Below are 14,036 nucleotides of genomic sequence, written 5' to 3' on the forward strand. Positions count from 1 at the left end.
TGTCACGGAAAGTTCAATTTCCCCGACGGCCCGCGAATCGAATTTCTCAGAACTACGCAATCAGCCCATGGCGGAAGGCAACCGCGACGGCATGCTGCCTGTTCTTGGACTTCAGCTTATGCTGCAGGCCGTTCATGTACCAGTCGACGGTATGGTTTGAAATCTTGAGGTGCTTGCCGATCTCGACCGAGGTCATGCCTTCCGCAAGATATTGCAATATTTCCATTTCACGGCGGGTCAGACGCGTGTCTGCACCGGACACTTCCAGAAGCGCCTGCGCGTCTCCCCTGAATTCCAGAAGACGCCAGAAAGTCTTGCGCGCGATTGCGTCAAGCAGGGAAATCTCGACAGGCGAAAGATCCACGGGCCGCCCCCCTAGGGTCATATAACCAAGGATGCCGTTTCGTCCGTATATGGGAAAGGTGTAGCCGTCCCTGAGGCCATGGCTGCTCGCGTCAGCCATCATCTGCTCCATTCGGCGGTAATGCGCATCCTCGCGGAACGCGGCAAGACTATCCTTCCAGCGAAACGGCCGTTGCGCATATGCGAGATAGCGCACAGTGGGATCGCTCAAGACGTACTTCTTGGAGAGATAGATCTGCGGCCACATGTCCGGCCATTGGCCGGCCAGCATCAGGCCCACCGGATCCTCAGTTTGCTTCGGATACCTGATAACACCGTAGTAAGAGAACCCGTAGGAAGTGATGACATGTCGAAGCTCGTCGATTACCGCCTCGGGTTTCCGGCACTCTTCCACCAAGACAAGTAATTGGATTAAAGAATGAATATTCACTAAATGCCCCTGTTCCGGTGATAGGTGCTTTAAATGAAGCCCCACCCGGGACCTGGATATCAAAGCAGCGACCCAGGAAATCGAAACTACAGTCCATAATATAGTTTATGGTGTGCCATGCCGACATCACAATGCAAGTGATAATTGCAAATCCCCAGTATTTCATTGAATATTCCAACGCCGCCGAGATGGGCGCCGCCTGCAGGAATGAACGCGCCGTTAATCGCCGGTTCAGGTAATTTTTTGTAGCATCGCAACATCTAATATTTCGCAGATGCACAAGAGGTATCGCCGTGTCGCTATTCAAGGTCTATGCAAGAGCTTTGCGCTATCTCGGCGCCTACAAGCTCCGCGTATCCCTGGTCGTTGTCGCGAACATCGTGCTCGCAGCGATCACAATCGCCGAGCCTATCCTGTTTGGACGTATTATCGATGCAATTTCCGGCAAGGGTGAGGTCAAACCCATTCTCTTCATGTGGGCCGGCTTTGCCGTTTTCAACACCATAGCCTTCGTTCTGGTCGCCCGCGAGGCAGACCGGCTGGCGCATGGCCGCCGCGCCACGCTTTTGACGGAAGCCTTCGGCCGCATCATTTCCATGCCGCTGTCCTGGCACCAACAGCGTGGAACGTCCAATGCGCTGCATACGCTACTGCGCGCATGCGAAACGCTGTTCGGCCTTTGGCTTGAGTTCATGCGCAATCACTTGGCAACGGCCGTCGCGATCGTCATTCTGATCCCGACTGCGATGTCGATGGATATGCGCCTGTCTGGCGTGCTCGTTGTGCTCGGTATCGCCTACTGGCTGATTGGCCGCCTGGTCATGAGTCGCACCAAGGATGGCCAGGCGTCGGTCGAAAACCACTACCACACGGTTTTCTCGCATGTCAGCGACTCCATCAGCAACGTGTCGGTTCTGCACAGCTACAACCGTATCGAAGCGGAAACCAAGGCGCTTAAGTCATTTGCCGACCGCCTGCTGCAGGCCCAGTATCCTGTTCTCGACTGGTGGGCAATTGCGGGTGCGATGAACCGCATGGCATCGACCATCGCGATGATGATCATTCTGGTGATTGGCACGCTGATGGTTCAGTCCGGCCAGCTCCGGATCGGCGACGTGATTGCCTTCATAGGCTTTGCAAACCTGCTGATCTCGCGCCTCGATCAGATGCGCCAGTTTGCAACGCAGATTTTCGAGGCTCGCTCGAAGCTCGAGGACTTCTACAACCTCGAAGACTCCGTGCGTGATCGCGAAGAGCCGGCCGGCAATGCCGACATTTCCGATGTGAAGGGTGAAGTCGAATTCCGTGACGTCTCCTTCGGCTTCGACAACTCGTCGCAGGGCCTGCACAACGTCTCCTTCTCGGTCAAGGCCGGTCAAACGGTTGCGATCGTCGGTCCGACCGGAGCCGGCAAGACGACGCTGGTCAACCTGCTGCAGCGTGTTTACGATGCGAACAGCGGCAAGATCCTCGTGGATGGCCACGACATCACGAAGATCACCCGCAAGTCGCTGCGCCGCTACATTGCCACCGTGTTTCAGGATGCCGGCCTACTCAACCGTTCGATCAGCGACAACATCCGCCTCGGCCGCGAGGGCGCAAGTGAAGAAGAAATGCGTCGCGCAGCCGAAGCTGCTGCCGCCGCAGACTTCATCGAGACCCGCGAAGATCAGTATGACACCCATGTCGGCGAACGTGGCAGCAGACTTTCGGGCGGTGAACGCCAGCGTGTGGCCATCGCCCGCGCAATCCTCAAGGACGCGCCGATTCTGGTGCTCGATGAAGCCACGAGTGCGCTCGATGTTGAAACGGAAAACCGCGTGAAGGCTGCGATCGACAATCTGCGTCAGAACCGCACGACCTTCATCATCGCACACCGCCTGTCGACGGTTCGCGAAGCCGACAAGGTTCTCTTCCTTGATAGCGGCCGCGTGGTCGAAGAAGGGAGCTTCGATGAACTCAGCCAAAGCAACGGCCGCTTCGCCGCACTGTTGCGCGCCAGCGGCATTCTGACGGACGAGGAAGTCCGCAAGGCACATACGACTGAAGCTGCCTGAGAAATCTGCGCAGCCTAATATAAAGCCGGATGGTCCTGCCATCCGGCTTTTTTCTTGCTCGGAACGTCTTCCCGCATAAATTGACATCGACGGAAGAAGGGAGGCAAAAAGCCTTCTATCAGGACATCCTCCGGCTCGAGGTCCTGATGGATCGCGGGTGGATATCAGCTTACGGATCGAGCCAGACAATGGCGATCCAGATCACCTTCGCGACTGATAGTGGCGCTGGACCGCCGGTACCGAGCCTGTCCACTAGAAGTCGACGCGGCATTCATCGCCATGGGCGGCGCCGGTTTTATGATCGTTTACGGCCCGACCGATGAGCCCTGGCGTCCGGCGCTTCTATGTCCGCAATCCGTTTGGAACGCTCGTCAACATCGTGTCACACACACGGCCAAATAGCTCGCCACGACGACCGGGTTCTGACGAGAGCTTCCGCCTGCGGCAATTTGCGCAAAGGCGTTAGACTAAAGTCATAATCCCAAAGCCGCTCTCTTTATAATGGATCTTTTCTGCCACAATCTCTTCGAGTGAGCCGCGACCTGGGGTGTGCTTTGAGGAGAGCATGGTTGCGACCGCTATGAACACTACTTTGTGGAGGACAAACAATGGCAAATGTCGCAAGCGCGGACGGCGCAAAAGCCGGCCCGATGACATCGGAGGAGAAGAAGGTTATCTTCGCCTCGTCGCTCGGTACAGTTTTCGAATGGTACGACTTCTATCTCTACGGCTCGCTCGCTACCTATATCGGTGCGACCTTTTTCACGCAGTATCCTGAAGCCACGCGCAACATTTTCACGCTTCTCGCCTTTGCCGCAGGCTTTCTGGTGCGCCCGTTCGGCGCATTGGTCTTCGGCCGGATCGGCGACCTCGTTGGGCGCAAGTACACCTTCCTGGTGACGATTCTCATCATGGGTCTCTCCACCTTCCTGGTCGGTGTCCTTCCAGGTGCGGCTTCAATCGGCATCGCTGCCCCGATCATCCTGATCGGCCTTCGTCTTCTGCAGGGCCTTGCGCTCGGCGGCGAATACGGCGGTGCGGCGACCTACGTGGCCGAGCACGCTCCGAATGGGCGCCGCGGCTACTTCACCTCATGGATTCAGACAACGGCCACGCTGGGCCTTTTCCTGTCACTGGTCGTTATCGTCGGCGTCCAGTTCCTCATGGGCAAGGAAGCTTTCGCCGCCTGGGGCTGGCGTATTCCATTCCTGGTATCAGTGGTGCTTCTCGGCGTTTCGGTCTGGATTCGTCTCAAGATGAACGAGTCGCCGGCATTCCAGAAAATGAAGGCGGAAGGCAAGGGTTCGAAAGCCCCCCTGACCGAAGCCTTCGGTCAATGGAAGAATGCCAAGATCGCGCTGATCGCGCTTTTCGGCGCAACGATGGGCCAGGCAGTCGTGTGGTACGGTGGCCAGTTCTACGCGCTTTTCTTCCTGCAGAACGTGCTGAAGGTCGATCTTCAATCAGCAAACATCATGGTTGCGGTGGCACTTATCCTCGGCACGCCGTTCTTCGTCATCTTCGGCGGCCTGTCCGACAAGATCGGCCGAAAGCCGATCATCATGGCGGGCTTGCTGATCGCGGCGGTCACGTACAACCCGCTGTTCAAGGCCATGACGTGGACTGCAAACCCCGCCCTTGCTGAAGCCCAGGCGTCGGTTCATGCGACGGTGACGGCCGATCCGGCTGACTGCAAATTCCAGTTCAACCCGACGGGAACCTCGAAGTTCACCAGCTCCTGCGACGTCGCCACGGCGTTCCTGACCAAGAATTCCGTACCTTATGATGTCGTGGCCGGCCCGGCCGGCCAACCGGCAACGGTCAAGATCGGCAGCGACACCATCGCCAGCTTCGACACCATCGCTGCCGGCGACAAGGCAAAGGGCTTGGCGTCTGCTTTCGAAAAGAGTGTCAACATCGCTCTTCATGACGGCGGTTATCCGCTCAACCGCGGCGCCGCCAAGGTTCCCGAGGCAAAGCTGGACGCCTTCATTGCCGCCAATCCGGAGCTAGCACTCAGCGCCGACGCAATTCGCGCCGGCCAGAAGGAAGCCATGCCTGCCGACAAGCTCGTTGCCGGCAAGCTGCTGACGGCCGATGAGGCAAAAGGCGTCACCGACATGGCGGTCTACAACATCGCCGGCGGTGGCAGCTTCGCAATGTCTGCCGATCCGGCACGCGTCAATTGGATCGGTACGATTGCTATTCTCTTCGTCCTCGTTTTCTACGTGACGATGGTCTATGGCCCCATCGCAGCGCTTCTGGTCGAACTGTTCCCGACCCGTATCCGCTACACTGGCATGTCGCTGCCCTACCATATCGGCAACGGCTGGTTCGGCGGCCTGTTGCCTGCCACGGCGTTCGCAATGAGCGCAGCTACGGGCGATATCTACTACGGGCTCTGGTACCCGATCATCTTCGCATCAATCACGCTGGTCATCGGCCTCATCTTCCTGCCGGAGACCAAGGACCGCGATATCAGCGCTATGGATTGAGACGACTGGAGCATCAAGACCATTGGCCCGGCGCTTGAAAGGCGCCGGGTTTTTCATTGGGAGGCTCAGACGAGACGACTCCACCTCGGCGTCGGCCAGCCGCCGCCGCGACCGATCGAGAAAACCAGGCCGAAGCGCGCAAAAAGGATGGATGTGACAAAGGCAAACCCGGCACCGAGCGCGAGACCGGCGGCAACGTCACTGGGATAGTGCACCCCGAGAATGATACGTGTGGCGCCAAGCCAAGTTCCAATGCCGATGAAAGCCAGCCGGAATCGCGGAAAGAGAAGAGCCAGCGCCATGAAGAGAGCGCCGATATTGGCCGAATGGCCGGACGGAAAGCTCTGATGCAGGAAGTTCATATTAAAGGGCGCGAAGCTGAAGATGCCTTCCTGCTCGTAAAGCAGCGGCCGCGCCCGCCCGATCGCAAACTTCAGAATGTTGGCAACGATGGCGGCGAAAAGCACGGACGTTGCGACATAAGCGGCCATCTGCGCAAAATAGACCATGCTAAAACGCCTGCGAACCTTCCACAGGCGGCGGCGGACAAGATATCCGGTCACCAAGACGGTAGCCAGTCCGACCAGAATCCATGCGAGCCTGCCGACGTCGGTCACATCGCCTGCGATTGAGACCATAGTCGGTGCCAGACTTTTGGATGCCTGCCCGAGAGGGCGATCGAAGACGAAAAAGGCAATGGCAACGATATTGATGGCCGACAGCGTGAACCCTTTCCAGGGAACCCGTCGATGGATCGTGCGCCTCGCCTGGTAGCGATTGCGCATGAAGGTCCAGAAATTGGTCTTTCGATCGACAGCTTCGCTCATGCCTCTCCTGCTGGTTTTCAATCCGATGCAGGAATGGACATAGGCGCGACAGCCGATTGCTTCAATGCAAAGGCCCTTCGCATCCGGCGATGCGGAGGGCCAGAAACCTGTTTCACGTGAAATATCAGATAGAAAGTGCCTTGAACTCGGAAAGGATCGCTTCGCCCATCTCGACGGTCCCAACCTTCGTGGCACCCTCGGCCATGATGTCGGCGGTACGAATGCCCTTGTCGAGCACGTTTGCGATAGCGCTTTCCAGATTGTCGGCTTCCGTCACGAGATTGAAGGAGTAGCGCAAGCACATGGCAAAGGAGGCGATCATCGCGATCGGATTGGCAACGCCCTTGCCGGCGATGTCAGGCGCCGAGCCGTGCACGGGCTCGTACAGCGCCTTGCGCTTGCCGGTCATCGCATCGGGTGCACCAAGTGAAGCGGACGGAAGCATGCCGAGCGAACCCGTCAGCATGGCGGCGACGTCGGAAAGCATGTCGCCGAAGAGATTGTCGGTGACGATGACGTCGAACTGCTTGGGCTGGCGAACGAGCTGCATGCCGCCGGCATCCGCCAGCATATGCTCGAGCTGGACGTCGGAATACTTTGCCTTGTGTATTTCGGTGACGACCTGATTCCAGAGCACGCCCGACTTCATGACATTGCGCTTTTCCATCGAGCAGACGCGATTGCCGCGGGTGCGTGCCATTTCAAAGGCGACGCCGGCAATACGCTCGATTTCGTAGGTGTCATAGACCTGAGTATCGATACCACGCTTCTGGCCGTTGCCGAGATCGATGATCTCCTTCGGCTCACCGAAGTAGACGCCGCCCGTGAGCTCGCGGATGATGAGGATATCGAGCCCCTCGACCAGCTCCGGCTTCAGCGAGGAAGCAGCTGCCAGCGCCGGGTAGCATATGGCAGGGCGCAGGTTCGCAAACAGCTCCAGGTCCTTGCGCAGGCGCAGGAGGCCGGCTTCCGGCCGAACCTCATAGGGAACGCTATCCCACTTCGGGCCGCCGACAGCACCGAAAAGAACCGCGTCGGCGGCGAGCGCCTTCTGCATGTCGGTTTCGGAGATCGCGGCACCGTGCGCGTCATAGGCGCTACCACCGACAAGACCCTCGTCGGTGACGAAGCCGGCATTGTTTACTTCATTCATATAGGCGATGATCTTGCGGACCTCGCCCATGGCCTCGGGACCGATGCCGTCGCCCGGCAGCAGGAAAAGATTGCGCGCTGTCATGAAACCCTCCGCAGAAAAACAAGTTGCGGCTTATTAGCCCTCGGGAAACGGCATATCAAGCGAACAACGGCCGATTCGGTACGGTTTGCGACCACCAGGCGTTCAATATACGTGAGTTGACCGCAGGACGCGCGCGGGTAACAAGGAATTACCGTGACCGCTATCTGGATGTCGTCAATGCCCGCTGCCCCTCTCCATCTCGACACGCCGCTCTTTCGCACCACCGCAAGCTATAGCGCCAGCAACAGGCCGCTTTGGCTGAAGCTCGATGCCCTGCAGCCGGCAGGAAGTTTCAAGCTGCGCGGCGTCGGCAGGCTCTGTCAGCACGAGGTCGAGAACGGCGCCCGGGAGATCTTCTGCGCCTCCGGCGGCAATGCTGGCATCGCCGCCGCCCATGCCGGACGCGCCCTTGGCGTGCCGGTCACGATCGTCGTGCCGGAAACGACCTCCGAGGAGGTTCGCCAGTCGATCGAAGCGACGGGGGCGGCGGTTCTCGTGCATGGATCCGTCTTCGATGAGACGAACGCCTACGCGATCAAGCTCGCCGATGCCCGAAAGGCCGCCTACGTGCACCCCTTCGATCATCCGCTCCTCTGGGAAGGCCACGGCACGCTGATCGACGAAGTGGTGGCGAAGGGTGCCGGCTTTGACTGTGTCATCGCCAGCGTCGGCGGCGGCGGCTTGCTCGCTGGGATTGTCGCCGGGCTCAAGAAAAATGGCCTCTCTCACGTGCCTGTTATCGCCGTCGAGACCGAAGGCGCTGCATCATTCCATGCCAGCATCGCGGCAGGCGATCGCATCACCCTCCCGGCCATCACCTCGATCGCCAATTCGCTCGGCGCGCGCCAGGTTGCGCAGCACGTATTCGATTTGCCGAAGCATCACCCGGTCGAAAGCCTGACAGTCACAGATGCGGAAGCAGTCGCAGCCTGCCTGAAATTTGCCGATGCCTATCGCATCCTGGTAGAGCCCGCCTGCGGCGCTGCGTTGGCGGTGGCCGATGCCCATCCCGACATTCTCGAACGCTTCAACAATCCGCTGATCGAAGTCTGCGGTGGCATCGGCGTTTCGCTGGAGAAGCTGAAGATGTGGAAGGAACGGCTGCTCTAAAAGCCGGGCCAAGAAAAAAGCCGGGCGAAAACCCGGCTTTGACAATGCGATGCAGAACGACCGCTTATGCCGCCCAAGGATGCGATGAGGCGTTCGACTTTTCGAAGCTGTCGATCGACTTGCCCTTTTCCAGCGTCAGGCCGATGTCATCGAGACCATTCAACAGGCAGTGGCGCCTGAACGCGTCGAGATCGAACTTGATCGAGCCGCCGTCCGGACCGGTGATTTCGAGGTTTTCGAGATCGATCGTCAGGATCGCGTTGGAGCCGCGCGAAGCGTCGTCCATAAGCTTGTCGAGGTTTTCCTGGCTGACCATGATCGGCAGGATACCGTTCTTGAAACAGTTATTGTAGAAAATGTCGGCAAAGCTCGTCGAGATGACGCAGCGGATGCCGAAATCGAGAAGTGCCCACGGTGCGTGCTCTCTCGAGGAGCCGCAGCCGAAATTATCGCCGGCAACGAGGATCTTGGCGTTCTGATAGGCGGGCTTGTTGAGCACGAAATCCTGGTTCGGAGATCCGTCTTCATTGTAGCGAGCTTCCGCGAAGAGGCCCTTGCCGAGGCCGGTGCGCTTGATCGTCTTCAGGTAGTCCTTCGGGATGATCATGTCGGTGTCGATGTTGACGACCGGCAGGGGGGCGGCAACGCCCGTCAGCTTTACGAATTTATCCATGGCCTGGCCTCCAATTCAGCAGACATAATTTTGTTGTTCAGCGTTTAGTGCAGTTTCCCGCCGAAATGAAGGAAAATTTGCATGAAGCGGCCAGTCACGCTCGAATTCGACGCGGCCGGCCGCCCTCGAAGTTATCTCGCCCTAACTGGCGCGTTGATCGCCCAGCTGACGCCGAACGGATCGCGAAGCTGACCATAACGATCGCCCCAAAACATCAGTTCAACAGGCATGACGACTTCGGCCCCAGCGGCAACGGCACGATCCCACCAGAAATCGATGTCTTCAACGACGAGCTGCAGTGTGAAGCCCTGATGCTTCTCGAAGGGATGGCCGTGCTCGGGATAGGCATCGCTCAGCATGAGCGAGCTGCCGTTCACATAAAGGTGGACATGCATCGTCCGTCCGTTTTCATCGACAGGAACGACGAATGCTTCTTCCGCGCCGAAGGCGCGTTTGTAAAATTCCGCAGCCTTCACAGCGCCATCGACGGTGACGTAGGGCAACAAGCCGTTTCTGACCGGTGGCAGCGTCATTGAGCTGGTTTGCGTTTGGGTATCCATGCTGGTCCTCCATTCGTTTGATTTTTGAAGCAGGCGAAAGCCTTGCCGCTTCAAAGACGCATGGGTAGCAATCGAGCCGACAGCATCGGAAAATTTAACTGCAGATACAACGAAGATCAGAGATCGATGATCGTGCCGCGTCCGTCATTCCAGATGCGCATGTTGGCGCCGGAATGGGGCCTGCTCTGTGCCTTGGCACGGACCGGTGCCGGTTTCATCTTCAGCGAAAGCGCGCGGCCCACCATGAGCACCGTGAGAATGCCGCCGACAGCGAGCGTCACCGAAAAGGTGAGGAACGCTAAAGCGATAAAGACGGTGACGCCTGAGAGCATAAGGAAGATGGAACGGATATTCTGCATGTGCGTAGACCTTTCTTCGGAAAGGAATGTGGTCCTTCGTTCCCTTCTCTGCAAGGTAAGCATGGCTTTTTGTTGGCTTGCCACTTGATCCAAAGCTTGGCACACATTCGTGATGAGCCAAAATCCACTGACCCGTTCCATGAATCTGCGCCGCTCGGTGCTGAGTGTTCCCGCCGTCAATCTCCGCGCTCTGGAAAAAACCCGTGTGCTGGACTGCGACGCCGTAATCTTCGATCTGGAAGATTCGGTTGCGCCCGAAAAAAAGTCGGAAGCAAGGGAAAACCTGAAGGCCCTCTTCTCCGGCAAGCCGCTTGAGGGCAAAGAGCGCATCATCCGCGTCAATGCGATTTCCTCCACGTTTGGCCGGGCCGACATTGAGCTGATATTGGCGCTGGAACCCGATGCCGTGTTGTTGCCGAAGGTGGACGAACCGCAGGATGTCATGTCGGTCAGCGATCTTCTCACCGATGCCGATGCGCCCGAAAACCTGCGCATCTGGGCGATGATCGAGACACCGCGCGGCATCCTGAACGCCGCAGCAATCGCCGAAGCAGGACGAACCGCCGGCTCCAGGCTCGACTGCTTCGTCGTCGGCCTCAACGACCTGCGCAAGGAAACTGGCGTATTGCCGCAGCCCGGCCGCACCTATCTCGTGCCGTGGCTGATGCAGGTCATCATTGCCGTACGCGCTTACGGTCTCGACGCGATCGACAGCGTCTTCAACGATTTCAGGGATGCGGATGCCTTCGACGCCGAATGCACCCAGGCCCGCGCCATGGGCTTCGACGGCAAGATGCTGATCCATCCCGCGCAGATCGAGGCCGCCAACAACCATTTCGGGCCGGACGAGGCGGCGATTGCCGAGGCAAACGCTGTTATCGCCGCCTTTGCTGATCCGGCAGCCGAAGGTCTTAACGTCATCAATGCCAATGGCCGGATGATCGAGCGGCTGCATCTTGTCCAGGCTGAAAGTCTGGTTCATAAAGCCCGTCTGATTGCAGAACGACAACCGCCGAAGTGAAAGACGATTTTATGAAGCTTTACCGCCTTCTGACCGGCCAGGACGACGCCGCGTTCTGCCACCGCGTGACAGATTCCCTCAATAAGGGCTGGGCGCTGCAGGGCTCGCCGTCGCTGACCTTCAACGCGCAGACAGGTCAAGTGATTGCCGCACAGGCGATCGTCAAGGACGTCGAAGGCAAGGACTATCATCCGGATATGAAACTGTCTGAGCAGTAAGCCTGGCGCTTAACGCTCAGCCGCCTCTTCGGCACTTTCCTCGATCCGTTCCATATCGTCGTCACTCAGGCCGAAATGGTGACCGATCTCGTGGATCAGGACGTGCGTGATGATATCGCCGAGCGTCTCGTCATTTTCAGCCCAGTAGTCCAGGATCGGCCGTCGATAGAGGCGGATTCGGTTGGGCAATTCGCCGGTTTCCATGGTGAAGCGCTCCGAAATGCCGCGGCCTTCGAAGAGGCCGAGCAGATCGAACGGCGTTTCCAGCGCCATGTCCTCGAACACGTCGTCATCAGGAAAATCCTCGATCTCGATCGTAAGGTTGGCAGTCAATGCACGGAACTCTTCCGGCAGATGGCTATAGGCCTCCATCGCCAAGGACTCAAAAGTACGGATCGTCGGCGCGTGGCGGTCCTGCCAATCATCGCTTTGGTCTACGCGGGCCATAAGAATTCCCTTCCTTTCGGCCCATATAGAACCTTTGGACTCGATTTTCGAGAGCGGAATCAAGGACAGGAATAAATTCACAGGAAATGGCTGTTGACTCTTCGGCCGAGCTCTGGAATCCATAAGAACATAACAGGAACACAAGAATGTGGAGTGGATGGCAAAACCGGCCGTGACGCGCGAGCGGCTTTTTGCGCTCCGCGAAACCATTGCAAAGCTTGAAGGAGAGCCCGCGCCTGCCTTGGCGGCAGAGGAAAGTCAGGCCTTGACTGAGCACAACTTTGCTGGAGAAGGAGGCGGAAATGCGCTGCGTCTTCCGCTCGGAATACCCGCGCTCGATGAAGCCACGGATGGCGGCGTGCCGCTGGATGGCTCACCGAGGTTCGCACGCATTTGCTGCGCAATGCAGCCGCAGGCAGCGGCTTCGTGCTGGCACTGGCCCCCATGGCGCAGTGGCAGGACGAAGAGAGCAGGCGCGTTTCTCTGCCGATAATTTGGATCTCTGACACCGTTTCCTCGATGGAGGCGGGGCCACCCTATGCCGTGGGACGCGCTGTGGCTGGCAGAAACCGCCGTCGAAAGCGGTGTATTTCCAGCAGGCAATCCGAAGCTCGGCCTGGGGTAAAGCGGGGCGCCTGAACCTGAGAGCAAAGGCTTCCAGGCGTCCGCTTTTCCTGTTGCGTCACGCTGGAGGGGAGGAGGCGAGCAGCGCCTTCTTCCGTTTTCTTGCCGAGCCCGCGCCCGCCCAGGCGCGGCCCTTGCCGGATGGTTCGATGCTGGGCGGCAGCGTCGATAGCCCGGTCTTTCGCCTTACCCTGGAGAAGAGCCGCAATCCGGCTCCCCTCTCCCTCTTTCTGGAATGGAACCCCCATGACCGCCGGTTTTTCCCTGTCCGCCAATCAGCCGACACTCGCTTTCCAGACGATCGCGCAACGCATTCTGGCGCTCAATTTCCCGCATCTTGCGACCGACAGGATTGCCAGAAAGAGATGGGGACTTTCCTGGCGTTCGCGCGGTCGTCCTGACGCACCACCGATCGCCTGCTGCGCTCGCCTCAACAATGCCATGCGGTTAACGGCGCTCGACGAGGCGGCAGAAGCGGTCGGCCTGAAGAAGAACCTCGGTGTCGCCGAAGCCCGCGCCATTTATCCGACTATCGATGTGATCGAGGAGGACCCCGCTGCCGACCGGCGCTTCCTCGAGGGGCTCGCCGACTGGTGCGACCGCTATACGCCGCTGGTTGCGCTCGACGGGAAGGACGGCCTGTTTCTGGACATTACCGGCTGCGCCCATCTGTTCGGCGGCGAAAGGGCGCTCCTCAACGATATCCTCTCCAGGCTCTTGCAGATGGGACTGGATGTACGCTGTGCCATTTCTTCATCTCCCGGATTGTCATGGGCTGTGAGCCGGTTTGGCCAAGGCGGGGTTATCCCCGCGGATCAGGCGGAAATGGTTCTTGCACCGCTTCCGGTCGCTTCGCTCCGCCTTTCTGACGAAACGGTCGGTTCTCTGACAAAGATGGGATTGAAATATGTCGGCGATCTGCTGGGCGCACCGCGCGCGTCCCTTGCCCGCCGCTTCGGAGCCGGCCTGCTCCTGCGGCTGGACCAGGCCCTCGGCACGGATGAGGAACCGGTATCGCCACGCCTGCCGGTCGCAAGCCTCTCGGCTGAACGGCGCCTGATCGAGCCGATCAGAGCGAAAGAGGACATCCTGGCGCTCACCGGCCAGATCGCCACTTCTTTGAAGCCTTCGCTCGAGGCCCGAGGCGCCGGAGGCCGAGTCTTCGAACTTGTTCTCTTCCGGGTCGATGGCAGGGTCTTCCGTATTTCGGCATGCACTGCCCAGCCTTTGCGGGAACCGAAGCGCATTGCCTCCCTCTTTTCCGAACGCCTGCAGACTGCGCATGACGATCTCGATGCCGGCTATGGGTTCGAGATCCTTCGTATCAATGTGCTCCGTCACGAGAACTTCGATACGACGCAAGGCGATATCGAAGGTAACGGGCAGAAGGACGTATCACTCGCCGCCTTCGTCGATCGTGTCTCCGCAAGGCTTGACGCAGATTGCCTGCAGTCCTTTCAGTTGCGTCAAAGCCATGTACTGGATAGAGCGGCGATTGCCGTTCCGACAATCGATGCCGTCGATCCGGGAGCATGTGCCGATCCCCGGTCGGAAGGCTTCGGAAACGTCACGCGTCATTCCGAAGGGACGTAACTTTCACGAGGCCGGACCATGC

General features: G+C 58.8%; 13 protein-coding genes and 2 pseudogenes. 8 read left to right on the plus strand and 7 right to left on the minus strand.

Features of this window, described 5'->3' with window-relative positions; translation table 11 throughout:
• Nucleotides 1–52 precede the first annotated feature (52 nt).
• Complete coding sequence (locus AC1D2R_RS11705; RefSeq protein WP_477967443.1) at nt 53–793, minus strand: LuxR family transcriptional regulator; 741 nt, start codon at nt 791–793, stop codon at nt 53–55.
• 293 nt (nt 794–1,086) lie between these two features.
• On the opposite strand from AC1D2R_RS11705, the gene AC1D2R_RS11710 reads away from it, so the two are divergent.
• The 3 genes and pseudogenes from AC1D2R_RS11710 (at nt 1,087) to AC1D2R_RS11720 (ending at nt 5,345) form a co-directional block, all read left to right on the plus strand.
• Nucleotides 1,087–2,850 carry a glucan ABC transporter ATP-binding protein/ permease gene (locus AC1D2R_RS11710; protein WP_477967444.1) on the plus strand — a complete coding sequence of 588 codons (1,764 nt, stop codon included), beginning with the start codon at nt 1,087–1,089 and terminating at the stop codon, nt 2,848–2,850.
• 29 nt (nt 2,851–2,879) lie between these two features.
• A pseudogene (locus AC1D2R_RS11715) lies at nt 2,880–3,238 on the plus strand (VOC family protein); the annotation flags it as partial.
• 220 nt (nt 3,239–3,458) lie between these two features.
• Nucleotides 3,459–5,345 carry an MFS transporter gene (locus AC1D2R_RS11720; protein ID WP_477967445.1) on the plus strand — a complete coding sequence of 629 codons (1,887 nt, stop codon included), beginning with the start codon at nt 3,459–3,461 and terminating at the stop codon, nt 5,343–5,345.
• A gap of 65 nt (nt 5,346–5,410) precedes the next feature.
• Here AC1D2R_RS11720 and AC1D2R_RS11725 read toward each other — a convergent pair whose 3' ends face one another.
• A complete protein-coding gene (locus tag AC1D2R_RS11725) occupies nt 5,411–6,172 on the minus strand; it encodes a phosphatase PAP2 family protein (RefSeq protein WP_477967446.1) in 762 nt (253 codons plus the stop codon).
• A gap of 124 nt (nt 6,173–6,296) precedes the next feature.
• A complete protein-coding gene (leuB, locus tag AC1D2R_RS11730; RefSeq protein WP_477967447.1) occupies nt 6,297–7,409 on the minus strand; it encodes a 3-isopropylmalate dehydrogenase in 1,113 nt (370 codons plus the stop codon).
• Between the two features lie 177 nt (nt 7,410–7,586).
• Here leuB and AC1D2R_RS11735 point away from each other — a divergent pair, with 177 nt between their 5' ends.
• The gene (locus AC1D2R_RS11735; RefSeq protein WP_477967448.1) at nt 7,587–8,519 is read left to right on the plus strand and encodes a pyridoxal-phosphate dependent enzyme; all 933 of its coding nucleotides are present in this window, start codon (nt 7,587–7,589) and stop codon (nt 8,517–8,519) included.
• A 64-nt stretch (nt 8,520–8,583) separates the two neighbouring features.
• Here the strand turns inward: AC1D2R_RS11735 and leuD are convergent, their stop codons facing one another.
• The 3 genes from leuD to AC1D2R_RS11750 form a co-directional block, all read right to left on the minus strand.
• Nucleotides 8,584–9,192, minus strand: coding sequence for a 3-isopropylmalate dehydratase small subunit (gene leuD, locus AC1D2R_RS11740; protein ID WP_477967449.1), 609 nt, complete (start codon nt 9,190–9,192; stop codon nt 8,584–8,586).
• A 131-nt stretch (nt 9,193–9,323) separates the two neighbouring features.
• Nucleotides 9,324–9,752, minus strand: coding sequence for a VOC family protein (locus AC1D2R_RS11745; protein WP_477967450.1), 429 nt, complete (start codon nt 9,750–9,752; stop codon nt 9,324–9,326).
• A 116-nt stretch (nt 9,753–9,868) separates the two neighbouring features.
• A complete protein-coding gene (locus tag AC1D2R_RS11750) occupies nt 9,869–10,111 on the minus strand; it encodes a hypothetical protein (RefSeq protein WP_477967451.1) in 243 nt (80 codons plus the stop codon).
• A 112-nt stretch (nt 10,112–10,223) separates the two neighbouring features.
• Between AC1D2R_RS11750 and AC1D2R_RS11755 the strand changes: the two genes are divergently transcribed.
• Nucleotides 10,224–11,132, plus strand: coding sequence for an HpcH/HpaI aldolase/citrate lyase family protein (locus tag AC1D2R_RS11755; RefSeq protein WP_477967452.1), 909 nt, complete (start codon nt 10,224–10,226; stop codon nt 11,130–11,132).
• A gap of 11 nt (nt 11,133–11,143) precedes the next feature.
• The gene (locus tag AC1D2R_RS11760; protein ID WP_477967453.1) at nt 11,144–11,350 is read left to right on the plus strand and encodes a DUF1737 domain-containing protein; all 207 of its coding nucleotides are present in this window, start codon (nt 11,144–11,146) and stop codon (nt 11,348–11,350) included.
• Between the two features lie 9 nt (nt 11,351–11,359).
• Here AC1D2R_RS11760 and AC1D2R_RS11765 read toward each other — a convergent pair whose 3' ends face one another.
• Nucleotides 11,360–11,797, minus strand: coding sequence for a metallopeptidase family protein (locus tag AC1D2R_RS11765; RefSeq protein ID WP_477967454.1), 438 nt, complete (start codon nt 11,795–11,797; stop codon nt 11,360–11,362).
• A gap of 157 nt (nt 11,798–11,954) precedes the next feature.
• Between AC1D2R_RS11765 and AC1D2R_RS11770 the strand changes: the two are divergent.
• Nucleotides 11,955–12,822: pseudogene (locus tag AC1D2R_RS11770) on the plus strand (hypothetical protein).
• On the plus strand, nt 12,722–14,014 hold the full coding sequence (locus tag AC1D2R_RS11775; RefSeq protein WP_477967580.1) for a Y-family DNA polymerase: 1,293 nt from the start codon (nt 12,722–12,724) through the stop codon (nt 14,012–14,014). Before AC1D2R_RS11770 ends, AC1D2R_RS11775 begins: the two are co-directional and overlap by 101 nt.
• Nucleotides 14,015–14,036 lie beyond the last annotated feature (22 nt).

This window comes from Rhizobium sp. P1_C7 (assembly GCF_056406295.1).

Coding starts and splice junctions, on each gene's coding strand:
- AC1D2R_RS11735 (WP_477967448.1), top strand. CDS start 7,587: ATGCCCGCTGCCCCTCTCCATCTCGACACGCCGCTCTTTCGCACCACC.
- AC1D2R_RS11725 (WP_477967446.1), bottom strand. CDS start 6,172: ATGAGCGAAGCTGTCGATCGAAAGACCAATTTCTGGACCTTCATGCGC.
- AC1D2R_RS11765 (WP_477967454.1), bottom strand. CDS start 11,797: ATGGCCCGCGTAGACCAAAGCGATGATTGGCAGGACCGCCACGCGCCG.
- AC1D2R_RS11750 (WP_477967451.1), bottom strand. CDS start 10,111: ATGCAGAATATCCGTTCCATCTTCCTTATGCTCTCAGGCGTCACCGTC.
- AC1D2R_RS11755 (WP_477967452.1), top strand. CDS start 10,224: ATGAGCCAAAATCCACTGACCCGTTCCATGAATCTGCGCCGCTCGGTG.
- leuB (WP_477967447.1), bottom strand. CDS start 7,409: ATGACAGCGCGCAATCTTTTCCTGCTGCCGGGCGACGGCATCGGTCCC.
- AC1D2R_RS11760 (WP_477967453.1), top strand. CDS start 11,144: ATGAAGCTTTACCGCCTTCTGACCGGCCAGGACGACGCCGCGTTCTGC.
- AC1D2R_RS11745 (WP_477967450.1), bottom strand. CDS start 9,752: ATGGATACCCAAACGCAAACCAGCTCAATGACGCTGCCACCGGTCAGA.
- AC1D2R_RS11720 (WP_477967445.1), top strand. CDS start 3,459: ATGGCAAATGTCGCAAGCGCGGACGGCGCAAAAGCCGGCCCGATGACA.
- leuD (WP_477967449.1), bottom strand. CDS start 9,192: ATGGATAAATTCGTAAAGCTGACGGGCGTTGCCGCCCCCCTGCCGGTC.